Here is a 24,052-nt window from a genome sequence, read left to right as displayed (position 1 = left end):
TTCAGCGAGAGATTAGAGGGCGGAGCGGGCGTCAAGGTACTGCTGACGTTTGAGGTGGCGGATCAACACCCTGCCCTCGGGCATAAACTCCGTGCCGTAACGCACCAGGCCAATATCCTTCAGCTCCGCATCAATGGCATAGCGCAGGTCGCCGGGCGCATGCTGATCGAGCATCACCACCGCGATCCGCTGCAGGCGCGGTTCGTATTTCAGCAACACCGCCGACAACGTGCTCATCAGCTGGTGCGCCGACGCTGGCATCCCCTGGAGGACAGCGGTCATATCCGGCAGGCCGTAGTCCGGCAGATGCGCCAGCGTTCCGGCCCGACAGTTGAGGATGCGCTGCATGTTATCGAGCACCGACAGGATGACCTGATCCGTTTCGCTGACAGTATTCAGGTCAAGCCCGCCGGCGAAATTGCCGTACAGGATGTCATACAGGGAGGGACGAGGCATTTTCACTTCTCCTTAAACGGGTGCAGCGTCAGTTGATTTTGGCTGGCTTCGATAATGCGCGGCCTCGCCGGATCAAGTTCGTCCCGGGTGAGTACCAGCCGCCAGCTGTTTTGCGTCACGTCTGGATCGATAAACATGGCCGCCACCGCCACAAACTGCGCGCTGGTTTCCATGGGCATATCGACGGTCACCGATTCGCCCGGACGCAGGCGAACATCTTTTTCCGCCACCCGGTCCGCATGCAGCGCCTGGCCATCGCCGGCAAACAGCGACGGGTAGTCAGTATTGTCGAACGCTTGCCGGTCCTTCAGCTGATAAATACGCACCACCGTCGCCAGGGAGGCGCCTTTGGCGTTGTTATTCACGCCTTCCCGGGCGCGAAGATCCAGATGCAGGGTTTTCACCTGGGGGTAAAAAATGGACTGGGTCACGGAAACGGCGCCGTCTTTCACGGTCTGCGTCAGGCCGCAGCCGGTTAAGACGGTAACCATGAGGAATGCCAGCAACCTGGCGGAGGGTTTAACTGCGGTAATCGCCATCTTCATCGCTCTCCCTGCGGTGGATATTTTCCCGGACGCGCTGATAGCGCCCCAGATAAATCGTGACTCTGTCGTCAGCCTGCTTCTGCGCATCCAGCGGACGCAGCACAGCGGTACGGCCGAGCTGGACGGCATGCTCCTGCTGGCAGCAAAGTTGCGCATCCGGCAGTAAATGGCGGGCGACGCAAAGCTGCAGCCGCACGTCAAGATGAGATCCGAGCCAGACGTGCAGAAGCGCCATCAGGTCGCTGAACAGTTCGCCGCCGGGCAGCCAGCCGCGAACCTCATGAGGCTTTTCCGTGGCCAGCTGCAGCAATACCTGACCGTTCACATCCGTGGCGTGGGTTCCCATCACTGGCCTATGTTGCAGGCTAACCGGCTGACGGACGCTCATCGTTAACGGCTGCGACAAGGGGATCCGGCAGGGATCGTGGTGGTACACCGTCGCCCGGGTCCCCGGGGCCAGGAGCGCCACCAGCGCCTCCATGCCTTCCCCGGATCTCCCCGGCAGCATCATCACCGGCAGCAGCGCCAGAAATCGCGACAGCGGCGCTGCGGCAACGGCGGCACATCCCGGTATGCCCAGCCCCGCCAGGCCCAGCAGATACTGCGAGATGTTATCCGTGCCGCCCGCCCTAAAGGTTGCCGGGTAGGAATATTTGCGCCAGATACGGTAATACTGGGCGATCAGCCGATGGTTAAAGATATCGAGGAAATCCTCGGTGGCCTCGACGCCTTCCCGCCGTTGCGCAATGTCATCGCTATAGTGGGTCGGCAGCGGGGATTCCACGCCGTAGAGTCCCATAAAAGTCACGCGAACCGCCGGCGGACGGGGCGGTTCAGGATCGTCCATTCCACGGATTTCGCCAGCCGGAAAGCCCATCCCCGGATGCGGGCGAAAGCGTATGGGTTCATCACCTAATAGCCAGCCGCTGCCGATGATCGGCGCCTTCGGATGGTTCTTCTCCAGCAACTGGCAGAAGCGGTAAAAATTCATGTACGGCAACTGAGGCCGGAGCTGCGCCATCAGCCGGGAAGGCGCAGACTGTGATTCTCTTTCCACCGGATACATTTCCCTTCAGGTTGAACAATGAGCGTCAGCTGGTTGAACTGATTCATATCGGCATACAGTGCGAAAAAGCGGTTGAGCATATCGCCAAACAGGTGGACATCGCCCGCACCGGTAAATCCGCTACCGTCGAGCGTCACTTCGATATCCAGCCCGCGCAGCAGGAAACCCTGCTCGAAACGCTGAATTCGGTGATGGCTGACCGCCAGAATGGCGTCCAGACGGCGATTATTGAGCTCATCCTCCCGCCAGTTGTAGAGCGACAGCGTGCCGCGCAGCACCTCGGCGCTGCTCATCATGTTGAGAAAACGGGTGCCCAGATGGCTCATGACCCGCCAGTGGTAGCGGTCTTCCGCCGGGGGATAGGCCGGCAGCGTGGGCTTACAGAGATTGCGGACGGTAAGCGGCGTGGCTGATATCGACTCACAGCGATCCAGCAGCGTGCTCTGTAGCGCCCGGCGCGGCAGCTGGCCGTTAGTGCCGGTGATGCGCAAGGAGACCGTTTCCCGCGCCAGCTCCCGGTCAGCCTCCCATTGCTGTCCGCCGAGGATAAGCCAGGTATCGTGCATGCCGGTTACGCCCCGTTTTACGCGGGTGTGGTAGTAGCGCTCCGGCGCATGGCGACGCATCATTCCCCCCTGGTGACGAAAGCGGGTGAAAGGCACATAGCGTGCCTCCCCGGTGCGCCCGGAGCCGGTCACGCTGTCAACAGAATAGATTTCGGTATGCCCGTCCTGCAGGCGCTTCGGACGCAGGAGGTATTCGCTCTCCAGCCCGCTGATGGTCAACGGATCGGCCTCAAGGGTAAACAGGTTAATCACCGGCACACAGTGCAGGCGTAGGCTGCTTGCGCTGACGGGTAAATCACTTTGCCAGACCTCGCTGAACACCACCTCAAGCGTGAAATGCGATATCCCCGCCGGCAGGGTGATGTTTTCCAGGCCATTTAGCTGCACGAACATAAATTTTTCGCGAAAGGTGAAATACTCGAGCAGCAGCTGATAGCCGCTGAAAGCGCTCTCCCCTTTCGGCCATAAACGATCCTCCTCGCTGAATCCCCCCGGGGAAAAATAGCCGTCGAGGCTTACCCGCTCTGTCTGACCCGGCAGACGCAGGTACAGCGCGGCCTGGCGTCGGGTCAGCCACAGATGGAGGGCGCTGCCGGTAACAGCGTCTTCCCCCAGGTACAGCGCCAGGTGGCGGAGATCGGTCTGCGACCAGTCAGCCAGCTCGCTACAGGCGAATCGTAGTCGCAGGGCCGAACGTCCGTCCGGCTCCGCCGTCATCACCGCCTCCTCTATCGCCAGCGGGTTAAGCGTCAGATCGCGGGTGGTTCGGTACCGGCACACGGTATTTTTCGGCCCCAGTGGGCGGGAGCTAATCTCAAACCCGGCGGGCACCGTTTCCGCTATCTTCATCGCCGGCAGCGTTGGGGTCAGCGCCACGATCGATAGCGATGGAATAGTGCGCAAATAGTGCGGCCACAGCATGCTGACCAGCCCCTCGGTCAGCTCCGGCAGATCATCATCAATTTTTTCGCGCAAGCGACCTACGGAAAAGGCAAAGCCTTCAAACAGGCGCTCTACATAAGGGTCCGGCGTACCGGCTTTATCGAGATCCAGCATCGCCGCCCGATCGGGGTGAGCCTGCGCGAACGCTTTTGCCGCCTCGCGCAGGTAGCGCATTTCAGCATCAAAATATCGCAGGGTTAAATCGTCCATTATGAATATTCCCTTATTCGTCTACAGGGAGACACGCAGCATGGCTGCGCGGTCAGATTAGTTGGCCGTCGGGCGGCCATGAGCGAAGGAGGCCTGGCGTTGCAGGTCAACGCCAATCAGTGAGGGAGAAGGTTCAGTATCCCTCTTCGCGGGGTATATCGTCGGTCAGCGGAACACGTTCAGCAGACGCGCGCACGCTGAATATCGTCTCCGGTAGCGTAAAGTTTCGCAGCGCCAGCAGCGCCAGCGGTCCTTCCCCCGCCTCGGTACGCAGCGTGTAGTTCAGCAACAGACCATCCGGCGCTTTCCAGCTCAGGCTCCAGCTGCTGCTCGTTCCGGGATAAGCGCTGACCACCGCCTTATCCAGCAGACGGATCCACCCCCAGGCGCCCGGGAAATCGCCATACTGGCGGGTGCCCGCCCGGGTACTGATCCAGCTCAGACTGGCGCCCGGCGCTTCGGTGTCAGCGGGCCAGCTGAACCGCCGCCAGACCGGCATCTGGTTCATATAGACAAGTTTCTGACTGTCGATTACCAGCTCCGTCTGCATCACGCCGTCCGCCGTGCCGGGGCGAAGCGCAAAATGCAATCCCGCTTCGCCGTTGGCGAACGCGACGTCGGAGAGATGGCTCAGGGTATTCATCGCCTGCAGAAAGGCCGGGTTAAACGTCAGCCCCTGAGCATTGATACTGTCCGCCATCCAGCGGCTCCCCTCTTTATGCAGCACGCCGTTCAACCGGGTCTGCAGAAAGCGGGCGATGCGCCCGGTCTCGCTGTTGAGGTATTTTGCCAGCAGCGGCAGAGAGACTTCACTGCTGGTATTTTTAAAGGGGTAGCGACCGCCAAAAGCGCTATTCCAGTCCTCCACCACTGCGCTGCGCCACTGGGCGTTGAGGCTTTCCGCCGCCGGGGTCAGCACCTGCTGCCAGGCCTGTTCCATCGGGCGAACAAACAGCGTCTGCCCAAATCCACTCCACTCCTGGCCCAGCCCCGCCGCCACCAGGCTGCCGTAGTCGCGCGTTTCGGTTAAATCCACGGCCTTGCCCTGGAATACCGTCTGCGCAAGCAACCGGGTCATCGCCTGCGGATCGGTGGCGTTGGTGACCTGCTGCAGGCGCAGACGCACCTGGGTGACGCGGGTCAGGAAGGTCTGCAGGCTAAGACGGCTGGTGGGTGTCCCGCCGTCGCGATTGTCCAGCAGCGCCAGTACGGGCCCGAAGGTGGCATCCAGAGGACCGCGCGCGCCGGACCGTTGATCGATGACGGGCGAGTTATCACGGTTGAACAGCTGCCTGGCCGATTTGACCAGCGAATCGGCGATGGCTTCCCCGGTCTGGCCGGTTCGCCCCTGCACGCTCAGGGTGTTCATCAGCGCCACCAGCGGCGACTGGCGCACATCGGCCATCAGGGTCAGCTGGTCGATAGCATCGGAGAGGGTCGCCGCGCGCTGCCAGCGCAGACTGTTGAGGAAATCCAGCCAGGCGCCGCTGAAATCAGCGAAATAACGCTCCGCCAGCCTGGCTCGCAGAGCTTCCGGCGACGTCGACTGCGCGGCAGTCTGCTTCGTATCGCTCAGCACCCAGTCCATTTCATCGCGGCGTTCCGCGACCACTTTCTCAATGGCCGGCTGCACGGCCTGCTCCCAGGCCTGACGGGTAAACATTCCCGGCACCACCTCATCAGTGCTGAACAGACGCGAAGCATCGGTGTCGGCAGTCATATCCGCCAGGCGCATATCGGCATACTGATTCGCCACCTGCGCGAGCATCTTCTGGTAAAGCGTGGACTCACTGTTGCGCTGGCCCAGTTGGCGAATTAACCGTGTGCGCACCTGGCTGACCAGACCGTCATCGACAGGCAGACGCCACTGCGGATGCGATGCCAGGCTGGCGGCATAAAATGCCAGCAGCGAAGGGCCGCTGCCCTGCCAGACGGCGTCGGCGATGCCTGAGCGCTGCGGCCAGTCCTGCATTAGCGTAGTGGCGAACCACGCGGCGTCCATTTTTTCCGGGCGGGTCAACATCAGATATTGTTTCAGTTGTCCGTAAGCGGTCTTCGTCATCTTCTCACGCAGTGGGCTGTCCGGCGGCAGCTGCACGAAGGCGGTGAGCTGCTCTTCCAGATGATGCGCCGCCGCATCGCGCAGCAGCGGTTGCGCCATCTCCCCGTAGCGCGGGAACAGCGCCGCCAGCAGGTCATCGTTCTGACTGAGGCCAGCGCGGAGGTACCACGGCGCTCCGTGCTGCGAGCGGTATTCCAGTTGAGAAAGCGTTTTCTGTAACGCGGAGAGCGCATACAGGCGTACGGCCAGCGGCTGTTTTCCCGCCGAGGCCTGCTGCACCTGCTGCTGTGCGATCGCCACCAGGTGGCGGTTGGAGATAAAAGAGACTGTCATTGAGGCGGCCCAGAGTAACATCAGGGCGGCGGCGGCCACGCTCATCCCACGCATCCAGTTGACTCCCTGTTTGCGCGGACGTAGACCGGCTGGCAACCACAGCACTGAGTCTGGTATCGTTTCCCAGCGGTTATCCCGTCCCCAGTGATGACGGACACTGCGACCAGCCTCTACTGACGCCTCACTAAATACCACCCCGGCCAGCGGCTGCGGGCGGTAAGGATTAAGCAATACCGATAACGGCTCCGTCACCGTTTCCGGTTTACGGGTCAACTGATCGGCCAGCGCGAGTAAAAAATTGTGCTGTGGTTGCCCGCATATCTGCTGGATGCCCTGCTCTATCAGTAACGACGCCAGGGCAGTGAACTGTTCGGCAACTATTTGCGGCGTACAACCTGCAGGTAACAGGCAGCCTACAGGCTGAGTGATACGTCCATTTTTTTCGTTGCCCCCCTCATACAGCGACCAGACGTATAGGGGTAGTTTCCAGCCAAGAGCTTCGAAGCGTAGCTTTAGAGAGTGAGACACACTGTCCATTTCATCTGGCGTGAGCCTGGGCTTCGTTCTGTTCATCGTTGTCAAAACGCCGTCAAAGCCCGATGTTACCCACACCATACCATCAGCCGGGCGATAACGCAGTTTACGCAGCGCTGTGAACCAGGCGTTATCTACCGCTGCCCCAGGGTCTCCACCCCACAGCAATAATGTACCCTGATCTTCCTGCCAGAGTTCCTGCGTGAGCTTTGGGGTCAGTTGTTCTACGTCTCTGACTGAGCCAATTATCAGCAGAATACGGACTTTGCGGGACCAGGCGCGTCCATACTGATAGCGTAGAGTCTGGCGAATTTCCCCCACCGTAATATGATGGGGAGGTGTCAGCGCCACGCGCCCTTCTTCGCCGGGTAAGACGCTGTCCTGCTGCGACTGCCGGCGATATAAACTCTCCTTCACACGGCGGGACATTGCAGGAAGGTAAAAAACAAATACCAACGCCAGACAGACCTGGACAAACGCCAGTACCTGCTCGCCCCGCGTATTGATATTCAGCATGCCGCCATAGCGGGTGATCCCCCACCATATTGCAGCCATCCCGGCCAACGTAAGCCCGGCCAGGCCAAACCGGCCCAGGCCATTACCCGGTATATTCATCTTCACTCCCTGGGGTGATGGTACTGATAAAATGTTCCTGTTCGCTGGAAAATAACGCCAGCAGGGGCTGTTTACGGAGGCTGACCAGATCGGCTGCCAGCGCGGTCAGGAGCCAGGGCGCTGCGGGTCCCGGAATACCGCACCATTTTTCCAGCAGCGCGATATCTTCAGCTTTCCATGGGGTATGCATTTTGCCGCCCTGCGTGATAAGCGCGGCGCTTCTTTCCGTCCATTTTTTTGCGTCCCCGATAACGGAGGGCGTCTGGCAGGCGACAGTCTGGGTTTCCAGAAACAGGGTGATATCGTCTTCAAAGTTCGTCATATCTAAGGGCATAGGACGTAACAGCCGTGATGAGTGCGGCAGATGGTATTTTTGCGCCACATCATCGCTGGTCAGCAGCAGCACGGCCAGCCCGTCGGAGTATGCTGTACCACCGTTGAGCTGGATGACCAGGAGTAAATTGACCGTCAGTACAGGCTGCTTCAGGCGCTCCTCCACTTCCGACAGTGAGAATGAGCCGGTAACGGTAATATCATCAGGCACGGCGCGGCCAGGAATGTGTTCTTTCCAGAGATTACTGAAACTGCTGGTCAGCTCAGGCGAGGGATTATCCGTGATCAGGGTGACATACAGCGGTAGCTCTTCCGGCAGGCACTGCACGCGCTCTTCTATACTGGTCAGCAGCGCATGCATCGCACTCAGCTGCACGGGCTCTTCTGCCGGAAGGTAATTAATCCGGCGGGTAAGTCCGTATTGCTGAGGCCGCTCACTCCCCCAATGCGCCGCAGAAATATGATCCGGCAACAGCACTGCACTGCCCAGAACGGCCAGCCAGCGCCCTGCCCAGTCTTCCCACCTCTGCTGTCCGTATTCCGCCTCTTTCAGCAAGAACTGATGCGCTTTCAGATCCCTGTCCCACAGATAGCAACGCAGGCAAAAAATCAGCAACCAGCATCCTGCAGGCATCAGGGATACCCACCAGATATTTATCACTGAGAGAATTTTTACGGTGCCGGAAGCATGGAGGGTAAAGAGCAGGACACCGATAATCGCCATCAGTACACCGGCAAACAGCCATCGGGTCAGTGAAGGAGCCGATGGCTGCTCCATGGTCAATGCTTTTGTTCGTACCCAGCCCATTTTTTATCCTATCGCGCATTCCGGCGCGCCGGAAATCACCTGGCAACCGCACTGACATTTGCAGCCATCGACCACGATGGCTTTACCATCGGAAGACCATTCCGGCGCTCCCTCAATAATGGCATTAGTGCCATGTCCCGGAATCGGGCAGCTGACTTTATCCCCCACCAGCGCTACGGGCTTTCCATTTACAATCATGGTGGAGGATGCGGAAATAACAGCACCGCCGTGCGTGGTTTTATCGCCGAGTAATACAAAACCTTTGGACATTGAATTTCCTTTTATATATCAGCGATACAGTAATTATTAATTAGAATACTCAATCGCATCTATTTCAACCTAAAGAGTGAGGCAATAACATTTAATAACAGATAAAAACCGGCGACTCCTGTCAAAGGAAGAATAATAAACATAAAATAATATCTGGAATATCTGCACACCTCTCTTTACTTAATACATACTTCTTCCCCCAGGTGATATCCCCTACATTAATAATTTTTCACTTCGAACGCCAATTGCCAGACGACCTTATACTCGCGAAAGTCGCCTTAATTTCTATTGCATGCTCTATACAATAAAAAATACACTAACAACAAAATAATCAGAATTATAAGGAAATAAAACAGACATTTTCTGATTAGGTGGCAACAGTGGGTATACCTCGCTAATATGACGATTATTGCTCCCTATCATTTTGCGTTCGCCATAACCTATGGGAAATCCAAAGCGTTCGCGCATCCATCGCTGCGTCATTACTGGCTCAAGACTAAAAGGCAGCGGATTAGGAAATAACCAAGCCGTTTTTTTCATCTTCTAACCACAAAGTCACTTCCTCAAGATTTTTTCTGGTTATTTATAAAAGATGAAAATATTCCTTCTCACCTCATATCCAGCCTGAAAATATCATCACTAACAGTAATCGTTGGTTTTATTTTGTAGGGAATTAAACCTTGTTCATAAATATCCTGATAAGGTTTACCTAATTGCTTCACAAGTGTTCGATATCAATATTCATTTGCCACCAAGTCGCTTTTTCTCCAGCGCAATATGAATCTCCTTTGCTCGCTCCAGTGGATAAAAAGTCACGGTTTCTGAAAATAAATCCTTGTTATAGGTAAATCCGACAGAACTATTTTGATGAGGCATAGGTAAGGTATATATCTCTTCCCCCCCTATAAGCAGTCATAACAATTTTTGCTTCAACGTAAACCATCGGAAATCCTAGATAAGCCCGCACCCACTGGTGAATCATAACTCGTTCCAGACCAAACGGCATAGGATTAGGAAACAGCCAGTCAGTTTTGGCTTCATCTTCAAACCTTAACATCTCTTCTTTCAGATTTTTAATGAGCACCACTTTTTTCCGTTGACAATCATCGTTGATGACGATGAAATAATTTCACTACTGTACATGATTTTACCATGCATTAGAAAAAAACCTTATATGTTGAACGCCACCGATTTTTTAAAATAAGATATAGCATCACACATTATTTATTAACGACACAACGAAATACATACTGCGGACCAACACCATATTTTTCATAGTCACCATCAACTTCTTCTGGGAGTGGTGAAGCAGATTGTCTAAACATAGTCAATGCGTACTGTCTGTCGCCGCCAACATTCCCACGCAACACTTTCTTGGTCCCTTGCTCTGGTCCCTGAGGATTCTTTACCGGAGAGTGGGAGTAATAATCTTCTGCATACCAGTCATTGGTCCATTCTGAACCACTCAGTCCCATATCATACAGGCCTAAGGGATTTGATGGGTATTTACCTACTGGATAAATGGGAAGCCCCATCCCATCAGTGTATTTATTCAGTTCATCCTGGCTGGGGACATTTTTTCCTGGTGAAAACTCACCATTGTTAGTAGCAAACGGAAGATACTGACCTCTGGATCTTGCTGCAAACTCCCATTGTGCCTCTGTCGGCAAATCAATTTTTTTACCGGATTTTTTACCTAACCACTGACAATAATCTTTTGCCTGTTGCCAGATAACACCTGCAGGATAATCCCCCTTTAGCAGAGAAGGATGACGTTTTGCCAGTATATCCACAGGTGGATTTTTTTATCTGTTACTTTCAAATAAACATTAAAATCATCGTTGGTGACTTTATATTTTGATATCGAAAAATCACTTAAAATAACCTTATGTAAAGTTTTATCATCCTGTTGTATGCTGAAAAGTAATTTTTCACCAACTAATGGACCAAAATCACCCATTAAAAACTCACCACCCTGAACAGGGACCATATTAGAGACCGATTTATCCACAAGTGCTTTAGCTGCTTTTTCACTCCCGGTGGTATTTCCCTGATCGCACCCGAGCAGTAAACTGGCGGCAACAGAAGCAACTACGATTAATTTTATCATCTTATCACCTCAGCCATTGCATCAGGCAGTCATTATCCCCGTCGGGTGCTGGTCATCAATCATGGCAAGATATTCTGACATCAGGAAATCCGGCGTAGATTAAATATCCTATCCGGTTCAGCCGAATATTCGTTGAGCATTCTGATTCGGTTAAAATAAGAGATAGCATCACACATTATTTATTAACGACACAACGAAAGACATACTGCGGGCCAACACCATATTTTTCATAGTCATCGTCTTTATCGATCTTCGGAACTGGCAATTTTGATTGCCTGAACATGGTTAAAGCGTACTGTCTGTCGCCGCCAATATATCCACGCAGGACTTTTTTAGTACCCTGCGCAGGTCCCTGGGGATCGTTTACCGGAGAATGAGAGTAATAATCTGACGCATACCAGTCATTGGTCCATTCTGAGCCACTAAGTCCCATGTCATACAGACCCAGGGGATTTGGGGGATATTTGCCTACTGGGTAAAATGGGAAACCAAAACCATCTGTATATTTATCTAATTCATCTTTACCCGGAACATTTTTTCCAGGTAAATACTCACCATTATTTGTTGGAAACTGAAAATATTGACCTCTGGATCTTGCTGCATATTCCCATTGCGCCTCTGTTGGTAAATCAATCTTGTTACCAGACTCCTTACCTAACCACTGACAATAGTCTTTTGCCTGTTGCCAGGTAACACCAACAGAATAATCTCCTTTTTGCAAGGATGGATAATTTTTTAAAAAAATATGGATGGGCGCTTTTTTTACCCCTGTTATTTGCAGATATTTATTATAATCATCGTTGGTAACTTTAAACTTTGATATCGAAAAATCACTTAATACAACTTTATGTAATACCTTATCATCCTGGTTTATGCTGAAAGGTAGTTTTTGACCGACTAATGGTCCAAAATCCCCCATTAAAAACTCGCCGCCCTGAACGGGAACCATGTTAGAGAGTGACTTAGCAACAAGCGCTTCAGACAGGGTTTCACGCTTGTCAGTACTCTTCTGGTCACACCCGAGCAGTAAACTGGCAGCAACAGAAGCAACTACGATTAATTTTCTCATCTTATCACCTAAGCCTTTGCATCAGGCAGTCATTGTCCCCGTCGGGTGCTGGTCGTCGATCATGGCAAGATATTCTGACATCAGGCTATCCGGGACAGGTTTAAACAGGCTGTCCAGCGGAATATTATATTCATTGAGCGTTCCGACTATAATATAGTATTACAGTCAAACGATATTATTTATTAATAACGCAACGAAATACAAAAAGAGGACTAACTCCAAACTTTTGATAATCATCACGCCCAGCAAATTTTGGCACAGGTTGTGACGATTGCCTGAATATAGTCAAGGCATACTGACGATCTCCGCCAACATACCCCCTTAAAACTTTTTCATTACCCTTAACTGGACCTTGAGGATCATAAACAGGGGAGTGGGAATAATAATCAGTTGAATACCAATCATTACTCCATTCGGCTCCACTTAGCCCCATATCGTATAAACCTAGCGGATTCGGAGGATATTTCCCAATTGGATAAATAGGAAAACCATAACCATCTGTGTATTCATCTAATTTCTTTTGTTCAGGTATATTAGAACCAAGCTCGAAATTTCCATTATTAGTCGCAAAAGGAAGATACTGCCCTCTTGACCTTGCCGCATATTCCCATTGTGCTTCTGTCGGTAAATCAATATTTTTATCGGACTCCTTACCTAGCCACTGACAATAATCTTTTGCCTGTTGCCAGGTCACACCAACAGAGTAATCACCTTTTTGCAAGGATGGGTACTCTTTTACCAGAATATTAATGGGAGGTTTTTTTATTCCTGTTATCTGCAGATATTTATTATAATCATCGTTGGTAACTTTAAACTTTGATATCGAAAAATCGCTTAATACAACCTTATGTAATACCTTATCATCCTGGTTTATGCTGAAAGGCAGTTTTTCACCGACTAATGGGCCAAAATCCCCCATTAAAAACTCGCCGCCCTGAACGGGAACCATGTTAGAGAGCGACTTAGCAACAAGCGCTTCAGACAAGGTTTCACGCTTGCCAGTACTTTTCTGGTCACACCCGAGCAGTAAACTGGCGGCAACAGAAGCAACTACGATTAATTTTCTCATCTTATCACCTAAGCCTTTGCATCAGGCAGTCATTGTCCCCGTCGGGTGCTGGTCGTCGATCATGGCAAGATATTCTGACATCAGGCTATCCGGGACAGGTTTTAATAGTCTCTCCGGTTTATTGGAACATTCATTCAACGTTGTTGCTCCGGTTAAAATGATATATGTCACCACCAAACGACATTATTTATTGATGACGCAACGGAAAACATACTGCGGACCAACACCATATTTTTCATAATCATCGTCTTTATTGATCTTTGGAACTGGCAAATCTGATTGTCTGAACACGGTTAAAGCGTATTGTCTGTCACCGCCAACATTCCCGCGCAGGACTTTTTCGGTCCCCTTTACGGGTCCCTGAGGATCGTTTACCGGAGAATGAGAGTAATAATCTGACGCATACCAGTCATTGGTCCATTCTGAGCCACTAAGTCCCATATCATACAGACCCAGGGGGTTTGGGGGATATTTCCCCACTGGATAAATAGGAATACCTGCTCCATCAGTATATTCACTCAGCTCATCCTGGCTGGGGATGTTTTTACCGGGCAGGAACTCACCATTATTCGTTGCAAACGGAATGTATTGCCCTCTGGATCTTGCTGCATATTCCCATTGCGCCTCTGTTGGTAAATCAAATTTTTTACCAGACTCCTTACCTAACCACTGACAATAGTCTTTTGCCTGTTGCCAGGTGATGCCAACAGAATAATCACCTTTTTGCAATGATGGGTAATCTTTTAGCAGAATATTAATGGGTGGTTTTTTTACTCCTGTTATCCGCAGATATTTATTATAATCATCATTGGTGACTTTGTATTTTGATATTGAAAAATCGCTTAATACAACCTTATGTAATACCTTGTCATCCTGGTTTATGCTGAAAGGCAGTTTTTCACCGACTAACGGTCCAAAATCGCCCATTAAAAACTCACCGCCCTGAACGGGAATCATGTTAGAGAGCGACTTACCCACAAGCTCTTTAGCCGCTTTTTCACTCCTGGCAGCATTTCCCTGATCGCACCCGACCAGTAAGCATACAGTAACTGAAATAGCTATAATGTTATTTTCCATTTCAATGCCTCAGTAATTTAATCAAGCAATCATTGTATTAGTTGGATGCTGCTCGTCAACCATGGCAAGATATTCTGACATCAGGATGTCTGGAATAGGTCTAAATGGTTCATCCGGGCCAACGGAAACCGGAAGGTTATTATGCAATAAGGTGAGCTTTTCGCCATAATTGGTATAGAAAAACAATTTTCGTTCTCCAATGCCTAAAAACTTAATCACATCTTTTTCATTCAGTTCTTTACTGCCTTTCTTCTCCCCTGGCGACAACGTCAAATGCTGCATGATATTGTTATAATCTGCCTGACTTTGTACCCACTTCAATGCCATAAACACCGCTTGTTTTCGTCTCTTTAAAGGACCGAGCTTCCAGCTGTTAACGGAAAAAAATCATTATTCTGATTTCGTGGATCAAGCCAGTCCGCCCAGTTCTGATCAATTAATGTGGCAATCACTGCCCCTTTTGTTTCCGGAGGGGTATATTTAAGCTGATCAGGATTAGACAAAATACTGTCCATCAAATTAACGCGTTTGTTTTCATCCTTAAGATCTGCTCTAATTTGTTGCAATATTACGACCATATTCTTAAGCATGGCCTCACCCACCTGTATCCCTTGCGCCGCCATAATAATAGGAATTGCACATAAAGATCGAAAGGCATCCCCTGCCATCATCTGCTCAAGCTTCTGATAATCCACATTCCTCTGCATATACATAAAGCTCTTCATAAAAGCCGCAAAGCTGCTGCCATCAACTTCAAAACCGACTTCCCCTTTGGCCCCCACTCCCCAACATAAAGCCGCTTTACAGTAAATACGAAAACGTCCCTGAATATAGGTGATATAAAAAACCCCACTTCCCCCAGCGCCTGCCTGCACCGTCATCCCCGCTTCCAGTTTGGCTATCGCGGCAAACTTCTTCTCTTTATTGACAATGGGTTTGTTATCTTTCTCGACACCTATAGCTACTGGCGTATCATCAGGATGCGGGTCAAACCACTCAATGGCACCACTGATATTACCTCCCGCCTGAGCACCAACAAAAACACCAATTTCACCTCCCCCCTGTGCTTCAGGTATCGTTGAGGTCTTTAAATTCACCTGCTGCTGTCCTGGCAACGGTGGAGCAGTCAGGGTTGCAGGACGGCCTTTAATGCCATAGCCCTTTCCCATTTCTCCACTCCAGTCTACTGTCACCCCTAATTCAATTGCAGCACTGGCACCAACGCTACCTGACAATACCAGTTTCATGGCAAAACGCAGCGCTCCCATATTACAGACACCATCCGGTGTCTGTGGCGTCACTTTTTTCGCCGGAAATAAAAGGCTGACACCTAACCTGTCCGGCAGGTACAGGGCCGTTTCGGCCTTCGCCTCCCCCATTGCAAAACTGGCATGACCTTCAATTTTGCCCTCCAGTTTTTTTTCTGACGGATTATATTCCGCTGATGCACCCGCTCCATGGCTGTAGCGCATCAGTTGGGCCAGTGCGCTAATGTCAATATACTGATGGATTAGGAAATAGCCAGTTGGTTTTACTTTCATCCTCGAATGTCAGCGTCACTTCTTTAAGTTTTTTTCCAGATCATTAATAAACGCTAGATATATTCCCTCACGTTTCATATCTAATCTAGCAGTGCTATCGCCAACAGAATCATAAGGCTTAGTTTTATAAGGAATCAAACCTTGTTCAAAAATCGCTTGGTATGGTTTGCCTAATTGTTTCACCAATGTTTCGACGTCAATATTCATTTGCCACCAAGTCTTTTTTTCTCAAGTGCAGACTGAATTTCTTTCGCCCGTTCCACCGGAATAAATGTGATCCTGTTGACAAAAAGAACATTATTGTAAGAAAATGCCGCTGCAATATTTTGATTTGGAGTTGGTAAAATATATGTTTGTTCCACCCCGACATAGATAGTCATAATCACGTTGGCAGCAACGTAAGTAATCGGATGACCAAATCGGTTTCGTACCCATCTCTGTGTCATTACTGGTTCAAGACCAAATGGCAGCAAGTTAGGAAATAACCATTCAGTTTTATTCTCATCCTCTAACCTTAAGGCCACTTCCTTAAGATTTTTATCTTGATTATTAAAAAACGATAAAAACACCCCCTCTCGTTTCATATCTAATCTATAAATATCATCACTAACCGTAACACTTGGTTTTGTTTCGTAGGGGACTAATCCTTGCTTATAAATATCCTGATAAGGTTTACCTAATTGTTTCACAAGTGTTTCAACATCAATACTCATTTGATAAATACACCACACGTCCCGACATCCGGCTAAATACTATCTTCATTGCGCAAGGAAATGGTCCAACTGTGAGCGAACCATTACCCACCCAACCGTTTTTTCTCTAACGCGGCTTGTATTTCTTTGGCTCGCTCAATTGAATAAAATGTGACTTTTTGTACAAAAGAATCTTTGTTATAGGTAAATGCGGCAGCGATATATTGATGAGGGGCCGGCAAAGTATAAAATTCCTTCACACCAACATAAATAGTCATGATTATCTGCGCATCAGTGTAAATCATTGGATGGCCAAGTTTGTCCCTTACCCATTTCTGGGTTATTACAGGTTCAAGACCAAATGGCAGCGGATTAGGAAATAACCAATCCGTTTTATTTTCATCTTCTAACCGCAAAGTCACTTCTTCAAGATTTTTTCCCCGGTTATTGATAAAAGATAAAAATATTCCTTCTCGCCTCATAGTCAACCTGGCAATATCATCACTAACAGTACCCGTTGGTTTTGTTTTGTAGGGAATTAAACCTTGATCATAAATATCCTGATAAGGTTTACCTAATTGCTTCACAAGTGTTTCGACATCAATACTCATTTGATAAATACACCACACGTCCCGACATCCGGCTAAATACTATCTTCATGGAGCAAGGAAATGGTCCAACCATGACCGGACCATTAAGGATCCATTAACTCTCTAATCGTTTTTTCTCTAGTACTGCCTGAATCTCTTTGGCCCGTTCCAGTGGGTAAAAAGTCACGGTTTCTACAAATAAATCTTTGTTATAGGTAAACACGGCAGCGATATATTGATGAGGAGCAGGCAGAGCATAGACCTCTTTCACCCCCATATAAATAGACATGATGATTTCCACATCAGCATAAATCATGGGCAACCCAAAGCGCTCTCTAACCCACAATTGGGTCATCACCGGTTCCATACCAAATGGCATCGGATTGGGGAATACCCAGTCTGTTTTGCCTTTATCTTCTAACCTTAATGTAATTTCAGTAAGATTTTTCTCAGAATTATTGGTGAAAACCAAAAGAATTCCTTCTCGTTTCATATCTAATTCAGCTTCATCTTCATCTTCATCTTCATCAATAGGACCGTAAGGCTTTGTTTTATAAGGAATCAACCCGTGACTGTAAATTTCATGATAAGGCTTACCCAGTTGTTTTACCAGTTTTTCGACGTCAATGATCATTTGCCACCAAGTCGTTTTTTCTCAAGTGCAGACTGGATTTCTTTCGCCTGTTCAACCGGAATAAATGTGATCCTGTTAACAAAAAAATCTTTATTGTAAGAAAATGCCGCTGCAATATTTTGATTCGGAGTCGGTAAAATATATGTTTCCTCCACCCCGACATAAATAGTCATAATCACGCAGGCATCAACGTAAGTAATCGGATGACCAAATCGGTCTCGTACCCATCGCTGTGTCATTACTGGTTCAAGACCAAATGGTAGCAAGTTAGGAAATAACCAGTCAGTTTTATTCTCATCCTCTAACCTTAAGGTCACCTCCTTAAGATTTTTATCTTGATTATTAAAAAATGATAAAAATACCCCCTCTCGTTTCATATCTAATCTATAAATGTCATCACTAACCGTACCACTTGGTTTTGTTTTGTAGGGGATCAATCCTTGCTCATAAATATCCAGATACGATTTCCCAAGGTTCTTTATCAACTTCTCAACATTCAAGCTCATTTAATATAACCCCGCTTTCCGGTTTAACTCATGTAGTTTGGCCCTGATCTCTTCAATTTTTTCATCACTTACACCATATTCATTCCTAAGGCACTCAGCATTGGCATCCCAGTTAGCATCAACTGCAGCTTCTAAATTACTGGCATCTAGAACTTTTTGAGTGACTAATCCTCCGTCTTGTGTTCTAAATTTACTATTGTTTTTCCCACCATAGGTTTCACTACATTGCCGGTGTACTTCTATCGGTATAGCGACAGCAGCCACTCTGTCAGTCATTTGTTCTATAATGTCATCTTTCAGGTTTGGATATGTCCCTTTCAAATATATCCTAACAGCTTCCTTTGAAGGAATATGATCCACTTCATATAGGCCCTGCCTTGAACGACCTTCAAAATTTCCGTAATAGTCAACCTCTAAATCTCTAACTGAAGCTTTCTGAAAATAAACATAGATTGCCGGGACACCCCCCATCGGGTCAACAATAATAAAGTCATTGAAATCCCGGTCTTCGATGGGCAATGTTTCAATATTTGGTCCCTGTTCCTCCGGGATCGGCGTTCCCGGTACGGGCGGTAACGATGCCGGGGCCGGGTTAGGCAATCCCCAGACGCTCCGCGGTTCCGGAATGGGTGTAGGCGGTGTGGTAGAGCCGCCAGCGCTCCCGTCATGAACAGTCGTCTGGCTGGCTCCCCACTCAAATCGCCCCTGCCCAGCAGACCGGGACCAGACAAATGTTCCTTTAATTGAAGGATCTTCAAAACCCCATGTCTCTTTATCCAGCTGTTTTGCAAACCGCACCCGGACCCGATCCAGCCCGCTTTTTTCCCCCACCTCATAGCTGCGGGAAACCAGTTCCCCTGACTCAGGATCTTCTTCAATACGAAAGCGTACCCTCGTGCGCACTGTGCCGTTTTGTCGGGCTATTTCCCGGAGTTCATATTCCGGGACATAATCCCCCTGAATGACCGTTGAGTTTACACGGGTAAAAGCGCCCACCATCATCTGGCCATGGATCAGATTCTGATAGAGCTGGTCGCCACGTATATTTTGTAGCGTTTCCGTCTCACCTTCATTCAGTGACGGAGAATAGAAGATAGCCAGCAGAGCAACGGTGAGAGGATTAGGCGCAGCCAGCACCCGTGCGCCCGCGACGCCTTCTCCGACACCTGCCGCAGTCCCCGCCCCTAATGAAAGCGAATTTCCCAGCGTTGTGGCTGTTGGCCCTGCATAATAACCACTCATTGAGGCAGCCAGCGCCATTGATTCAAAAAACACCTGTGCGGGTTTACGTTCAACAACCGGCTCTTTTGCGGCTGATGATGTTTTTCCCTCTCCGGTTCCCAGTATTTGTGTCATCCCGGCTTTCTCCTGTCCATGGCTCACAGTAGCTCTATTTTTATTGATTCAGGCAATGCGGTATAAACGCTGGCCGTTTTCCCATCAGCATCTGCCCGGCCTTCGAATACCTGGCCTTTTTCAGTGGTGATGCGGTAACGGGCAAACGGAACAATTTCACCGGTCTTCTGATCTTTGACAGTAAAACGCTCTTCGAACCCTTTAGGCAATTCCAGCGGAGGCACCCGAAAATCCGCCTTACCCATTTTCTGCACATTGGCCGATTTCAGCAGAATATTCCCCGGGCAGCCCAGCTCGATATTGCCACCACTTAGCCTGATATACGCTCCCGCACAGTTCACCACCAGTTCCTTCGCCGCCGTGATTTCCACCCGGCCTTCCACGCTGGTAACTGTGATATCCTTTTTCGCCGTCTCCTCCAGCGCATCATCCTGCGCCTGGATTTCCATCTTTCCCTTCGCCGCAAACAGCTTCATCCCCGCCTTTCGCGCCAGCAGGCTGACGGCTTCTCCCGCCGCCACCGTAAAACGTTTCAGCGCACTGATGTCCGTATTCTGCTGTGACACAATCCCCACGCTGGCGCTACCCGAAGACAACCGTACCGTCTGCGGACTGCTGATGCTCACGCCCTGCGGCGCATTCAGCACTATCCCCGGCTGCGCCAGCTCTTTCAGCGCATCGTTCAGCGTCTGCTGGTTGCCGGTATCCGATGGCAGGGCCTGAGCCGATTCCGCTGCCGACGCCAGGCTTTTCGCAATACCCAGGGCATTTTCAAGCTGCGCAATCGCCTCCTCCATTGCCAGCATCCTGTCGCCTGCCGAAGGCTGTTTATCCGCACTGATAAACACTCCCGCACCGCCCCGGATGCTCACCCATTTATCCGTACGCAGTTCCGCACCCTCGCCCCGCAACTCCCTTTGCGCATTCACGTTATGCCCGAGGTTCAGCTGCGTCTTGCCCCCGTACTCGGTGCTGAGCTTGATATGCTCCTCGCCGCGCTTATCCTCCATTCGCAGCTTATTATTGGCCGGAGTACGAATCACATTGCGGGTGCTGTTTTTCTCCGTCACAGGGTCGACATGCCGCGAGTCGTGCAGCGCATGCGCAATATATGGCCGGTCAGGGTCGCCTTCGTGGAAAGCAATCGCCACCTCCGTGCCCTGGATCAGCGGGAAGTGAAAACCGTACACGTCGCCGCCGTAGGGTTTGGCGAGACGCACCGGCATGCTTTCCTGACCCTGCCCTTTCTCATCTCTGTCAGGGTCAAATTTCACCCGGTACAGGCCGGACGCATCCTGCCAGGCGTAGATATCATTCGCTTTCGCGCTGGTCACCCGCGCCGTCATGGTGCCAGTCACCTTCGGGCGCGGCAGCAGCGGCGGACGCCAGCACAATGTTTCGCTGTAGGGCACCGCCAGCAGGGACACCCGCAGCGCCTCCCGGCGGCTGGCGGTAAAACCGGTGCCGGTGATTAACAGCGGATCCTGTACGGGCGCAGGCAGGGTCGACGGCAGGCTGTCGGTAACGGTCAGCACCTGGGCCGGCGCCAGCCAGGCTGCAGTACTGATCGCGGTAATAAGCGTCTGGTGAGCCAGAAAACGCTCATGGTCGAGGCGGGCATAGAAGTTGGCGGTCTCCGTCTGCGGGTCGATTTTATCGCCACGCTCCCGGTGGCGAAGCTTATAGTGGTATACCTCACCGTAAGTGAGGCCTTCACCATTTCCCCGGGTCATATCCGCTGTTGCCGACTGGAGAACGCTCTGCGCATCGCGGGGGTTATAATCCCGGGTAGTGACGTTCGCCTCTACGACATTGTGCGTGATGCTCAGACCCCATATCGATTCCGCACCGCTGTCGCTCATCCCGGACGGGCTGTTTACAGGAAGTGTCTTATCGAACATCAGCGCCCGCTGCGCGTCGGCGAAGTGGACCACTTCGCTCTGGGCCTCTTCCTGCAGGGTGAAGAAATAAAATATCCCCACCTCTGCCAGCAGGCGCTGGATAAACGCCAGGTCGCTCTCCTGATACTGATTAATTTGCTCGCGCCGCGGATAGTGTTGCTTGAGATTAAACTCATACTCCCAGTCATGGAGGTGATGTTCCTGCAATACCTGCTCCACCACCTCCGGTACCGATTTGTTGACGAAAAAACGATGGCTGCGAAACTGTTTATCCAGCAGGGAGAGAAACGGCTGGAGGGTTATCTGATAGGTCGACTGATCTTCAGAACGATTGACGCGCCGGAAGGTGGTAATCACACCGTGGACGCGTTTGCAGTCCGCCAGCTGCTGCAGTGCGCCGCCGCCCATCGTCAGCATGGCGGGTTTGCTCAGGAGCTGTGCGGCATCAATATTTTTCTCTGCGCTGGTAAACGTAATAGTGTAATAATAAAGTTCACTCAGTTTTTCTGCCCCACTGAATTCTTCCACATCCAGCGATGCGGTACATGAAGGAATATCCAGCTGGTAACGGTTAAGGGTGGTGCCGGTAATTATTGAAGAGGTATCCATTATATTCCTGTTTTACTCCGCTGTAATGACCATCAAAAATCAATTCACAGGACGCCCTGTTTAATTTTGTTTAATGATAATCATCTCATTCATCATAAATATATTTATGTGCATATCGATATATCAGATACCCCACCAGGAGTTTCGTAACTAAAAGGTAACCCCAGGGATATTTATATTCACTGACTGAGAAATAAAAAAAGCAGCCAGAAACCGGAGCCTTCAACGTTTATCGCCGCCAGCATTTCTCTGCCACTGTCCTTAGCGCTATCCATACTGATCTCCTTTATCCATCCCCTTTCCTGCGCTTCATCCCCGCAGAGGCCCCGCTTTGCCGACAAGTTTGACTGGCTGCAGGCACGCTACCGCCCATCGCTGTTTCCTGTTTATCAGGGACCCGTAGCGCACAAGGTCAGGCAGGCAGATTGTTGTTCAACCTCCGCGATCGGGGTCGCGGATTACTCGGTTTCGCTTTTTAATCCGTTAGTCTCTGCTCCTGAGGTATTGGCCGTGCCCGGCGTCAGACAGGCGTCCTTCTGCGGGACCAGACTGATCTCCACCCGGCGATTTTGCGCCCGTCCCTCTGGCGTCTCGTTGCTGGCGACAGGACGGCTTGCGCCGTAGCCCTGCACCGCAAAACAGCTCTCCGGCACATCGCCGGTATCGCGCATCCAGTCGCGGACCGCCTCGGCACGCTTCAGGGAGAGTTGTTGATTGGATCTATCGTTGCCGATGCTGTCGGTATGGCCTGCCACCACGATCAGCCAGCCGGGTTTGGCCTTAATGCCCAGCAGCGAGTTCACCAGCAGCTTTGTCGAACCCGGTTTCAGCGCCGATTTGCCGGTATCGAACAGCGCCATGCTATCGAGGCGGATCGTCTGCGGCCCCTGCACAACCTGCTTAATGACCGGACGCGGCGGCGGGGGCGGCGCCCAGTCATTGATAGCGGCTTCAACGAAGGGGATCAGCCGCCCCCCCTGATACAGCCCCAGCCGATAACGCAGCGGCTCCCCCCGGCGCAACCAGTCATCCAGTAGGCGGCTGTCGGCACGCAGACGCTGCTGCGCCTGCAGCTTCGGCGTCGGCGGCGTGCCGCTGAGGCGGTGATACACCGCCAGATGATCGCCGACGCTGCGCACCAGGCGCTGGTTGTTGATAAAGGAAGCCAGCATCGCCAGCGCCAGAAAGGGAAGCCCACCCCAGCGGCAAGACCGGCATCGCGCATCCGGCGGCTGACCCCGTGGCGGTGTGGCAGTGACGACAGAAGAAGATCCGGCAGCGGGTGAGGACCTGGCGCCGCGTCGTTGCCCGGGGAGAGCGTGGTGATCGCGGCGATTTGCTGTTGCCAGAGGTTATTCGCCACCGCCGCCACCGGCGTAAGGCAGATGCCCGCGGCACACAGGTTCAGCGGAGGAAGTTCCGCCTGCCGGGCGCGGAATGGCCGGAAAAGAGCGTTTTCGGCCAAGGTCAGAATGCTCTCCAGCCACAGCGTCTGATGCAGGCGTGAGGCAGGGCTGCCCTCCCGCTGCCACCCGGCAACCGACTGGGGCGCTTGTCCCTTCTGCTGCGCCTGGAGCCCAGGCCTCTCCGGCGTGATGGTAAACCAGCGGCTTTCCCCTGCCTGGCCGCCTGGCGGCGTCACCCAGAACACGCTCCACACCGGCGGCAGACCGTTTAGCCAGGTTCGGCACTGAACGATACTCCGCCGCCAGTCGCGCAGCGACTGCGCCAGATGCTCCCCGGAGGGGTGGTGCTCCGGTACCACCGCCAGCAGCACGGAAACCTGCGATACCAGCGCCGGACGCGCCGCCGCCAGGTACTGCGCCAGCCCCGGCAATTGCTCCGCGCTGTCTCCCCGTAGATACCAGCCGTGACGGGTTTCGCCGTGCGCCGAACGCCCGGGAAACAGACCGTCGGTATCCCCGCAGACCAGAACCACTGCCCCCTGAAAATCCTCGGGTGGCAGGACGATTTCCGATCGCTGACGGCTGACTGCCCGGCGACGCTGACGCCAGAGCGCCGCGCCGCCCGCCAGCAGGATGCACAGACTGAAGATCACCTGGTTGCCGATGGACAGCGGCCAGAAGCCCAGCACTAGCCACAGGGCCAGGATGACGGTCAGTATCGTAAGCAGACGACGAGCGTTATCACGCATCTC

At 51.7% G+C, this 24,052-nt stretch carries 25 protein-coding genes and 4 pseudogenes; all 29 read right to left on the bottom strand.

Annotation, left to right across the window (positions count from 1 at the left end):
- Nucleotides 1-12: 12 nt before the first annotated feature.
- The 29 genes and pseudogenes from tssE to IB144_RS10290 all read right to left on the bottom strand — a co-directional run bounded on the left by tssE (nt 13) and on the right by IB144_RS10290 (nt 24,049).
- Nucleotides 13-456: a type VI secretion system baseplate subunit TssE gene (gene tssE, locus IB144_RS10430; protein WP_032418818.1), complete on the bottom strand. Its 444-nt coding sequence runs from the start codon at nt 454-456 to the stop codon at nt 13-15.
- Between the two features lie 2 nt (nt 457-458).
- Nucleotides 459-995 carry a type VI secretion system lipoprotein TssJ gene (gene tssJ / locus IB144_RS10425; protein ID WP_077256175.1) on the bottom strand — a complete coding sequence of 179 codons (537 nt, stop codon included), beginning with the start codon at nt 993-995 and terminating at the stop codon, nt 459-461.
- Nucleotides 976-1,992: a type VI secretion system baseplate subunit TssG gene (tssG, locus tag IB144_RS10420; RefSeq protein WP_021440342.1), complete on the bottom strand. Its 1,017-nt coding sequence runs from the start codon at nt 1,990-1,992 to the stop codon at nt 976-978. The genes tssJ and tssG overlap by 20 nt, the downstream gene beginning before the upstream one ends.
- A 29-nt stretch (nt 1,993-2,021) precedes the next feature.
- The gene (gene tssF / locus IB144_RS10415) at nt 2,022-3,785 is read right to left on the bottom strand and encodes a type VI secretion system baseplate subunit TssF (RefSeq protein ID WP_032418816.1); all 1,764 of its coding nucleotides are present in this window, start codon (nt 3,783-3,785) and stop codon (nt 2,022-2,024) included.
- Nucleotides 3,786-3,918: 133 nt separating this feature from the next.
- Nucleotides 3,919-7,329 carry an ImcF-related family protein gene (locus IB144_RS10410; protein WP_040215882.1) on the bottom strand — a complete coding sequence of 1,137 codons (3,411 nt, stop codon included), beginning with the start codon at nt 7,327-7,329 and terminating at the stop codon, nt 3,919-3,921.
- Complete coding sequence (locus IB144_RS10405; protein ID WP_014343193.1) at nt 7,313-8,470, bottom strand: hypothetical protein; 1,158 nt, start codon at nt 8,468-8,470, stop codon at nt 7,313-7,315. The genes IB144_RS10410 and IB144_RS10405 overlap by 17 nt, the downstream gene beginning before the upstream one ends.
- 3 nt (nt 8,471-8,473) lie before the next feature.
- Nucleotides 8,474-8,740: a PAAR domain-containing protein gene (locus IB144_RS10400; RefSeq protein ID WP_004175522.1), complete on the bottom strand. Its 267-nt coding sequence runs from the start codon at nt 8,738-8,740 to the stop codon at nt 8,474-8,476.
- A gap of 297 nt (nt 8,741-9,037) precedes the next feature.
- A complete protein-coding gene (locus IB144_RS10395; protein ID WP_014343194.1) occupies nt 9,038-9,280 on the bottom strand; it encodes a DUF6392 family protein in 243 nt (80 codons plus the stop codon).
- Between the two features lie 68 nt (nt 9,281-9,348).
- Nucleotides 9,349-9,485, bottom strand: a pseudogene (locus IB144_RS10390) (DUF6392 family protein).
- Nucleotides 9,482-9,797: pseudogene (locus IB144_RS10385) on the bottom strand (DUF6392 family protein). Before IB144_RS10385 ends, IB144_RS10390 begins: the two co-directional pseudogenes overlap by 4 nt.
- 163 nt (nt 9,798-9,960) lie before the next feature.
- Nucleotides 9,961-10,533, bottom strand: a complete 573-nt coding sequence (locus IB144_RS10380) for an SUMF1/EgtB/PvdO family nonheme iron enzyme (RefSeq protein ID WP_014343198.1) — start codon at nt 10,531-10,533, stop codon at nt 9,961-9,963.
- Entirely contained in the window at nt 10,497-10,730 is a 234-nt protein-coding gene (locus IB144_RS10375; RefSeq protein WP_162487910.1) for an SUMF1/EgtB/PvdO family nonheme iron enzyme, read from the bottom strand. Before IB144_RS10375 ends, IB144_RS10380 begins: the two co-directional genes overlap by 37 nt.
- Before the next feature lie 295 nt (nt 10,731-11,025).
- Nucleotides 11,026-11,919, bottom strand: coding sequence for an SUMF1/EgtB/PvdO family nonheme iron enzyme (locus IB144_RS10370; protein WP_004184615.1), 894 nt, complete (start codon nt 11,917-11,919; stop codon nt 11,026-11,028).
- 21 nt (nt 11,920-11,940) lie between these two features.
- On the bottom strand, nt 11,941-12,069 hold the full coding sequence (locus IB144_RS10365) for a hypothetical protein (protein WP_038435084.1): 129 nt from the start codon (nt 12,067-12,069) through the stop codon (nt 11,941-11,943).
- Nucleotides 12,070-12,094: 25 nt separating this feature from the next.
- Nucleotides 12,095-12,988 carry an SUMF1/EgtB/PvdO family nonheme iron enzyme gene (locus IB144_RS10360; RefSeq protein WP_014343201.1) on the bottom strand — a complete coding sequence of 298 codons (894 nt, stop codon included), beginning with the start codon at nt 12,986-12,988 and terminating at the stop codon, nt 12,095-12,097.
- A gap of 21 nt (nt 12,989-13,009) precedes the next feature.
- The gene (locus IB144_RS10355; protein WP_014343202.1) at nt 13,010-13,126 is read right to left on the bottom strand and encodes a hypothetical protein; all 117 of its coding nucleotides are present in this window, start codon (nt 13,124-13,126) and stop codon (nt 13,010-13,012) included.
- A gap of 45 nt (nt 13,127-13,171) precedes the next feature.
- Nucleotides 13,172-14,065: an SUMF1/EgtB/PvdO family nonheme iron enzyme gene (locus tag IB144_RS10350; RefSeq protein ID WP_014343203.1), complete on the bottom strand. Its 894-nt coding sequence runs from the start codon at nt 14,063-14,065 to the stop codon at nt 13,172-13,174.
- A gap of 21 nt (nt 14,066-14,086) precedes the next feature.
- Entirely contained in the window at nt 14,087-14,392 is a 306-nt protein-coding gene (locus IB144_RS10345) for a hypothetical protein (protein ID WP_015958629.1), read from the bottom strand.
- A gap of 23 nt (nt 14,393-14,415) precedes the next feature.
- Nucleotides 14,416-15,444 (bottom strand): hypothetical protein, encoded by a 1,029-nt coding sequence (locus IB144_RS10340; protein WP_014343205.1) that lies wholly within the window; start codon nt 15,442-15,444, stop codon nt 14,416-14,418.
- A 115-nt stretch (nt 15,445-15,559) separates the two neighbouring features.
- Entirely contained in the window at nt 15,560-15,625 is a 66-nt protein-coding gene (locus IB144_RS10335) for a hypothetical protein (RefSeq protein ID WP_219054847.1), read from the bottom strand.
- On the bottom strand, nt 15,622-15,813 hold the full coding sequence (locus tag IB144_RS10330; RefSeq protein WP_040216891.1) for a DUF6392 family protein: 192 nt from the start codon (nt 15,811-15,813) through the stop codon (nt 15,622-15,624). The genes IB144_RS10335 and IB144_RS10330 overlap by 4 nt, the downstream gene beginning before the upstream one ends.
- On the bottom strand, nt 15,810-16,319 hold the full coding sequence (locus IB144_RS10325; RefSeq protein WP_040216887.1) for a DUF6392 family protein: 510 nt from the start codon (nt 16,317-16,319) through the stop codon (nt 15,810-15,812). The genes IB144_RS10330 and IB144_RS10325 overlap by 4 nt, the downstream gene beginning before the upstream one ends.
- 83 nt (nt 16,320-16,402) lie before the next feature.
- Complete coding sequence (locus tag IB144_RS10320) at nt 16,403-16,927, bottom strand: DUF6392 family protein (protein ID WP_162487897.1); 525 nt, start codon at nt 16,925-16,927, stop codon at nt 16,403-16,405.
- Nucleotides 16,928-17,003: 76 nt separating this feature from the next.
- A complete protein-coding gene (locus IB144_RS10315) occupies nt 17,004-17,522 on the bottom strand; it encodes a DUF6392 family protein (RefSeq protein ID WP_108430131.1) in 519 nt (172 codons plus the stop codon).
- Nucleotides 17,519-18,028, bottom strand: coding sequence for a DUF6392 family protein (locus IB144_RS10310; RefSeq protein WP_002910593.1), 510 nt, complete (start codon nt 18,026-18,028; stop codon nt 17,519-17,521). Before IB144_RS10310 ends, IB144_RS10315 begins: the two co-directional genes overlap by 4 nt.
- Nucleotides 18,029-19,384: an S-type pyocin domain-containing protein gene (locus tag IB144_RS10305; protein ID WP_032430450.1), complete on the bottom strand. Its 1,356-nt coding sequence runs from the start codon at nt 19,382-19,384 to the stop codon at nt 18,029-18,031.
- 23 nt (nt 19,385-19,407) lie between these two features.
- Nucleotides 19,408-21,894 carry a type VI secretion system Vgr family protein gene (vgrG, locus tag IB144_RS10300; protein WP_102016947.1) on the bottom strand — a complete coding sequence of 829 codons (2,487 nt, stop codon included), beginning with the start codon at nt 21,892-21,894 and terminating at the stop codon, nt 19,408-19,410.
- 150 nt (nt 21,895-22,044) lie between these two features.
- Nucleotides 22,045-22,169 (bottom strand): annotated as a pseudogene (locus IB144_RS10295) (hypothetical protein).
- 183 nt (nt 22,170-22,352) lie between these two features.
- A pseudogene (locus IB144_RS10290) lies at nt 22,353-24,049 on the bottom strand (OmpA family protein).
- Between the last annotated feature and the right edge of the window lie 3 nt (nt 24,050-24,052).

The sequence above is a fragment of the Klebsiella sp. K4 genome (assembly GCF_014596785.2).
GTDB lineage: Bacteria > Pseudomonadota > Gammaproteobacteria > Enterobacterales > Enterobacteriaceae > Klebsiella > Klebsiella pneumoniae.
The sequence above is the reverse complement of the archived record's forward strand: the minus strand, read 5'-3'. Positions and strand labels throughout refer to the sequence as shown.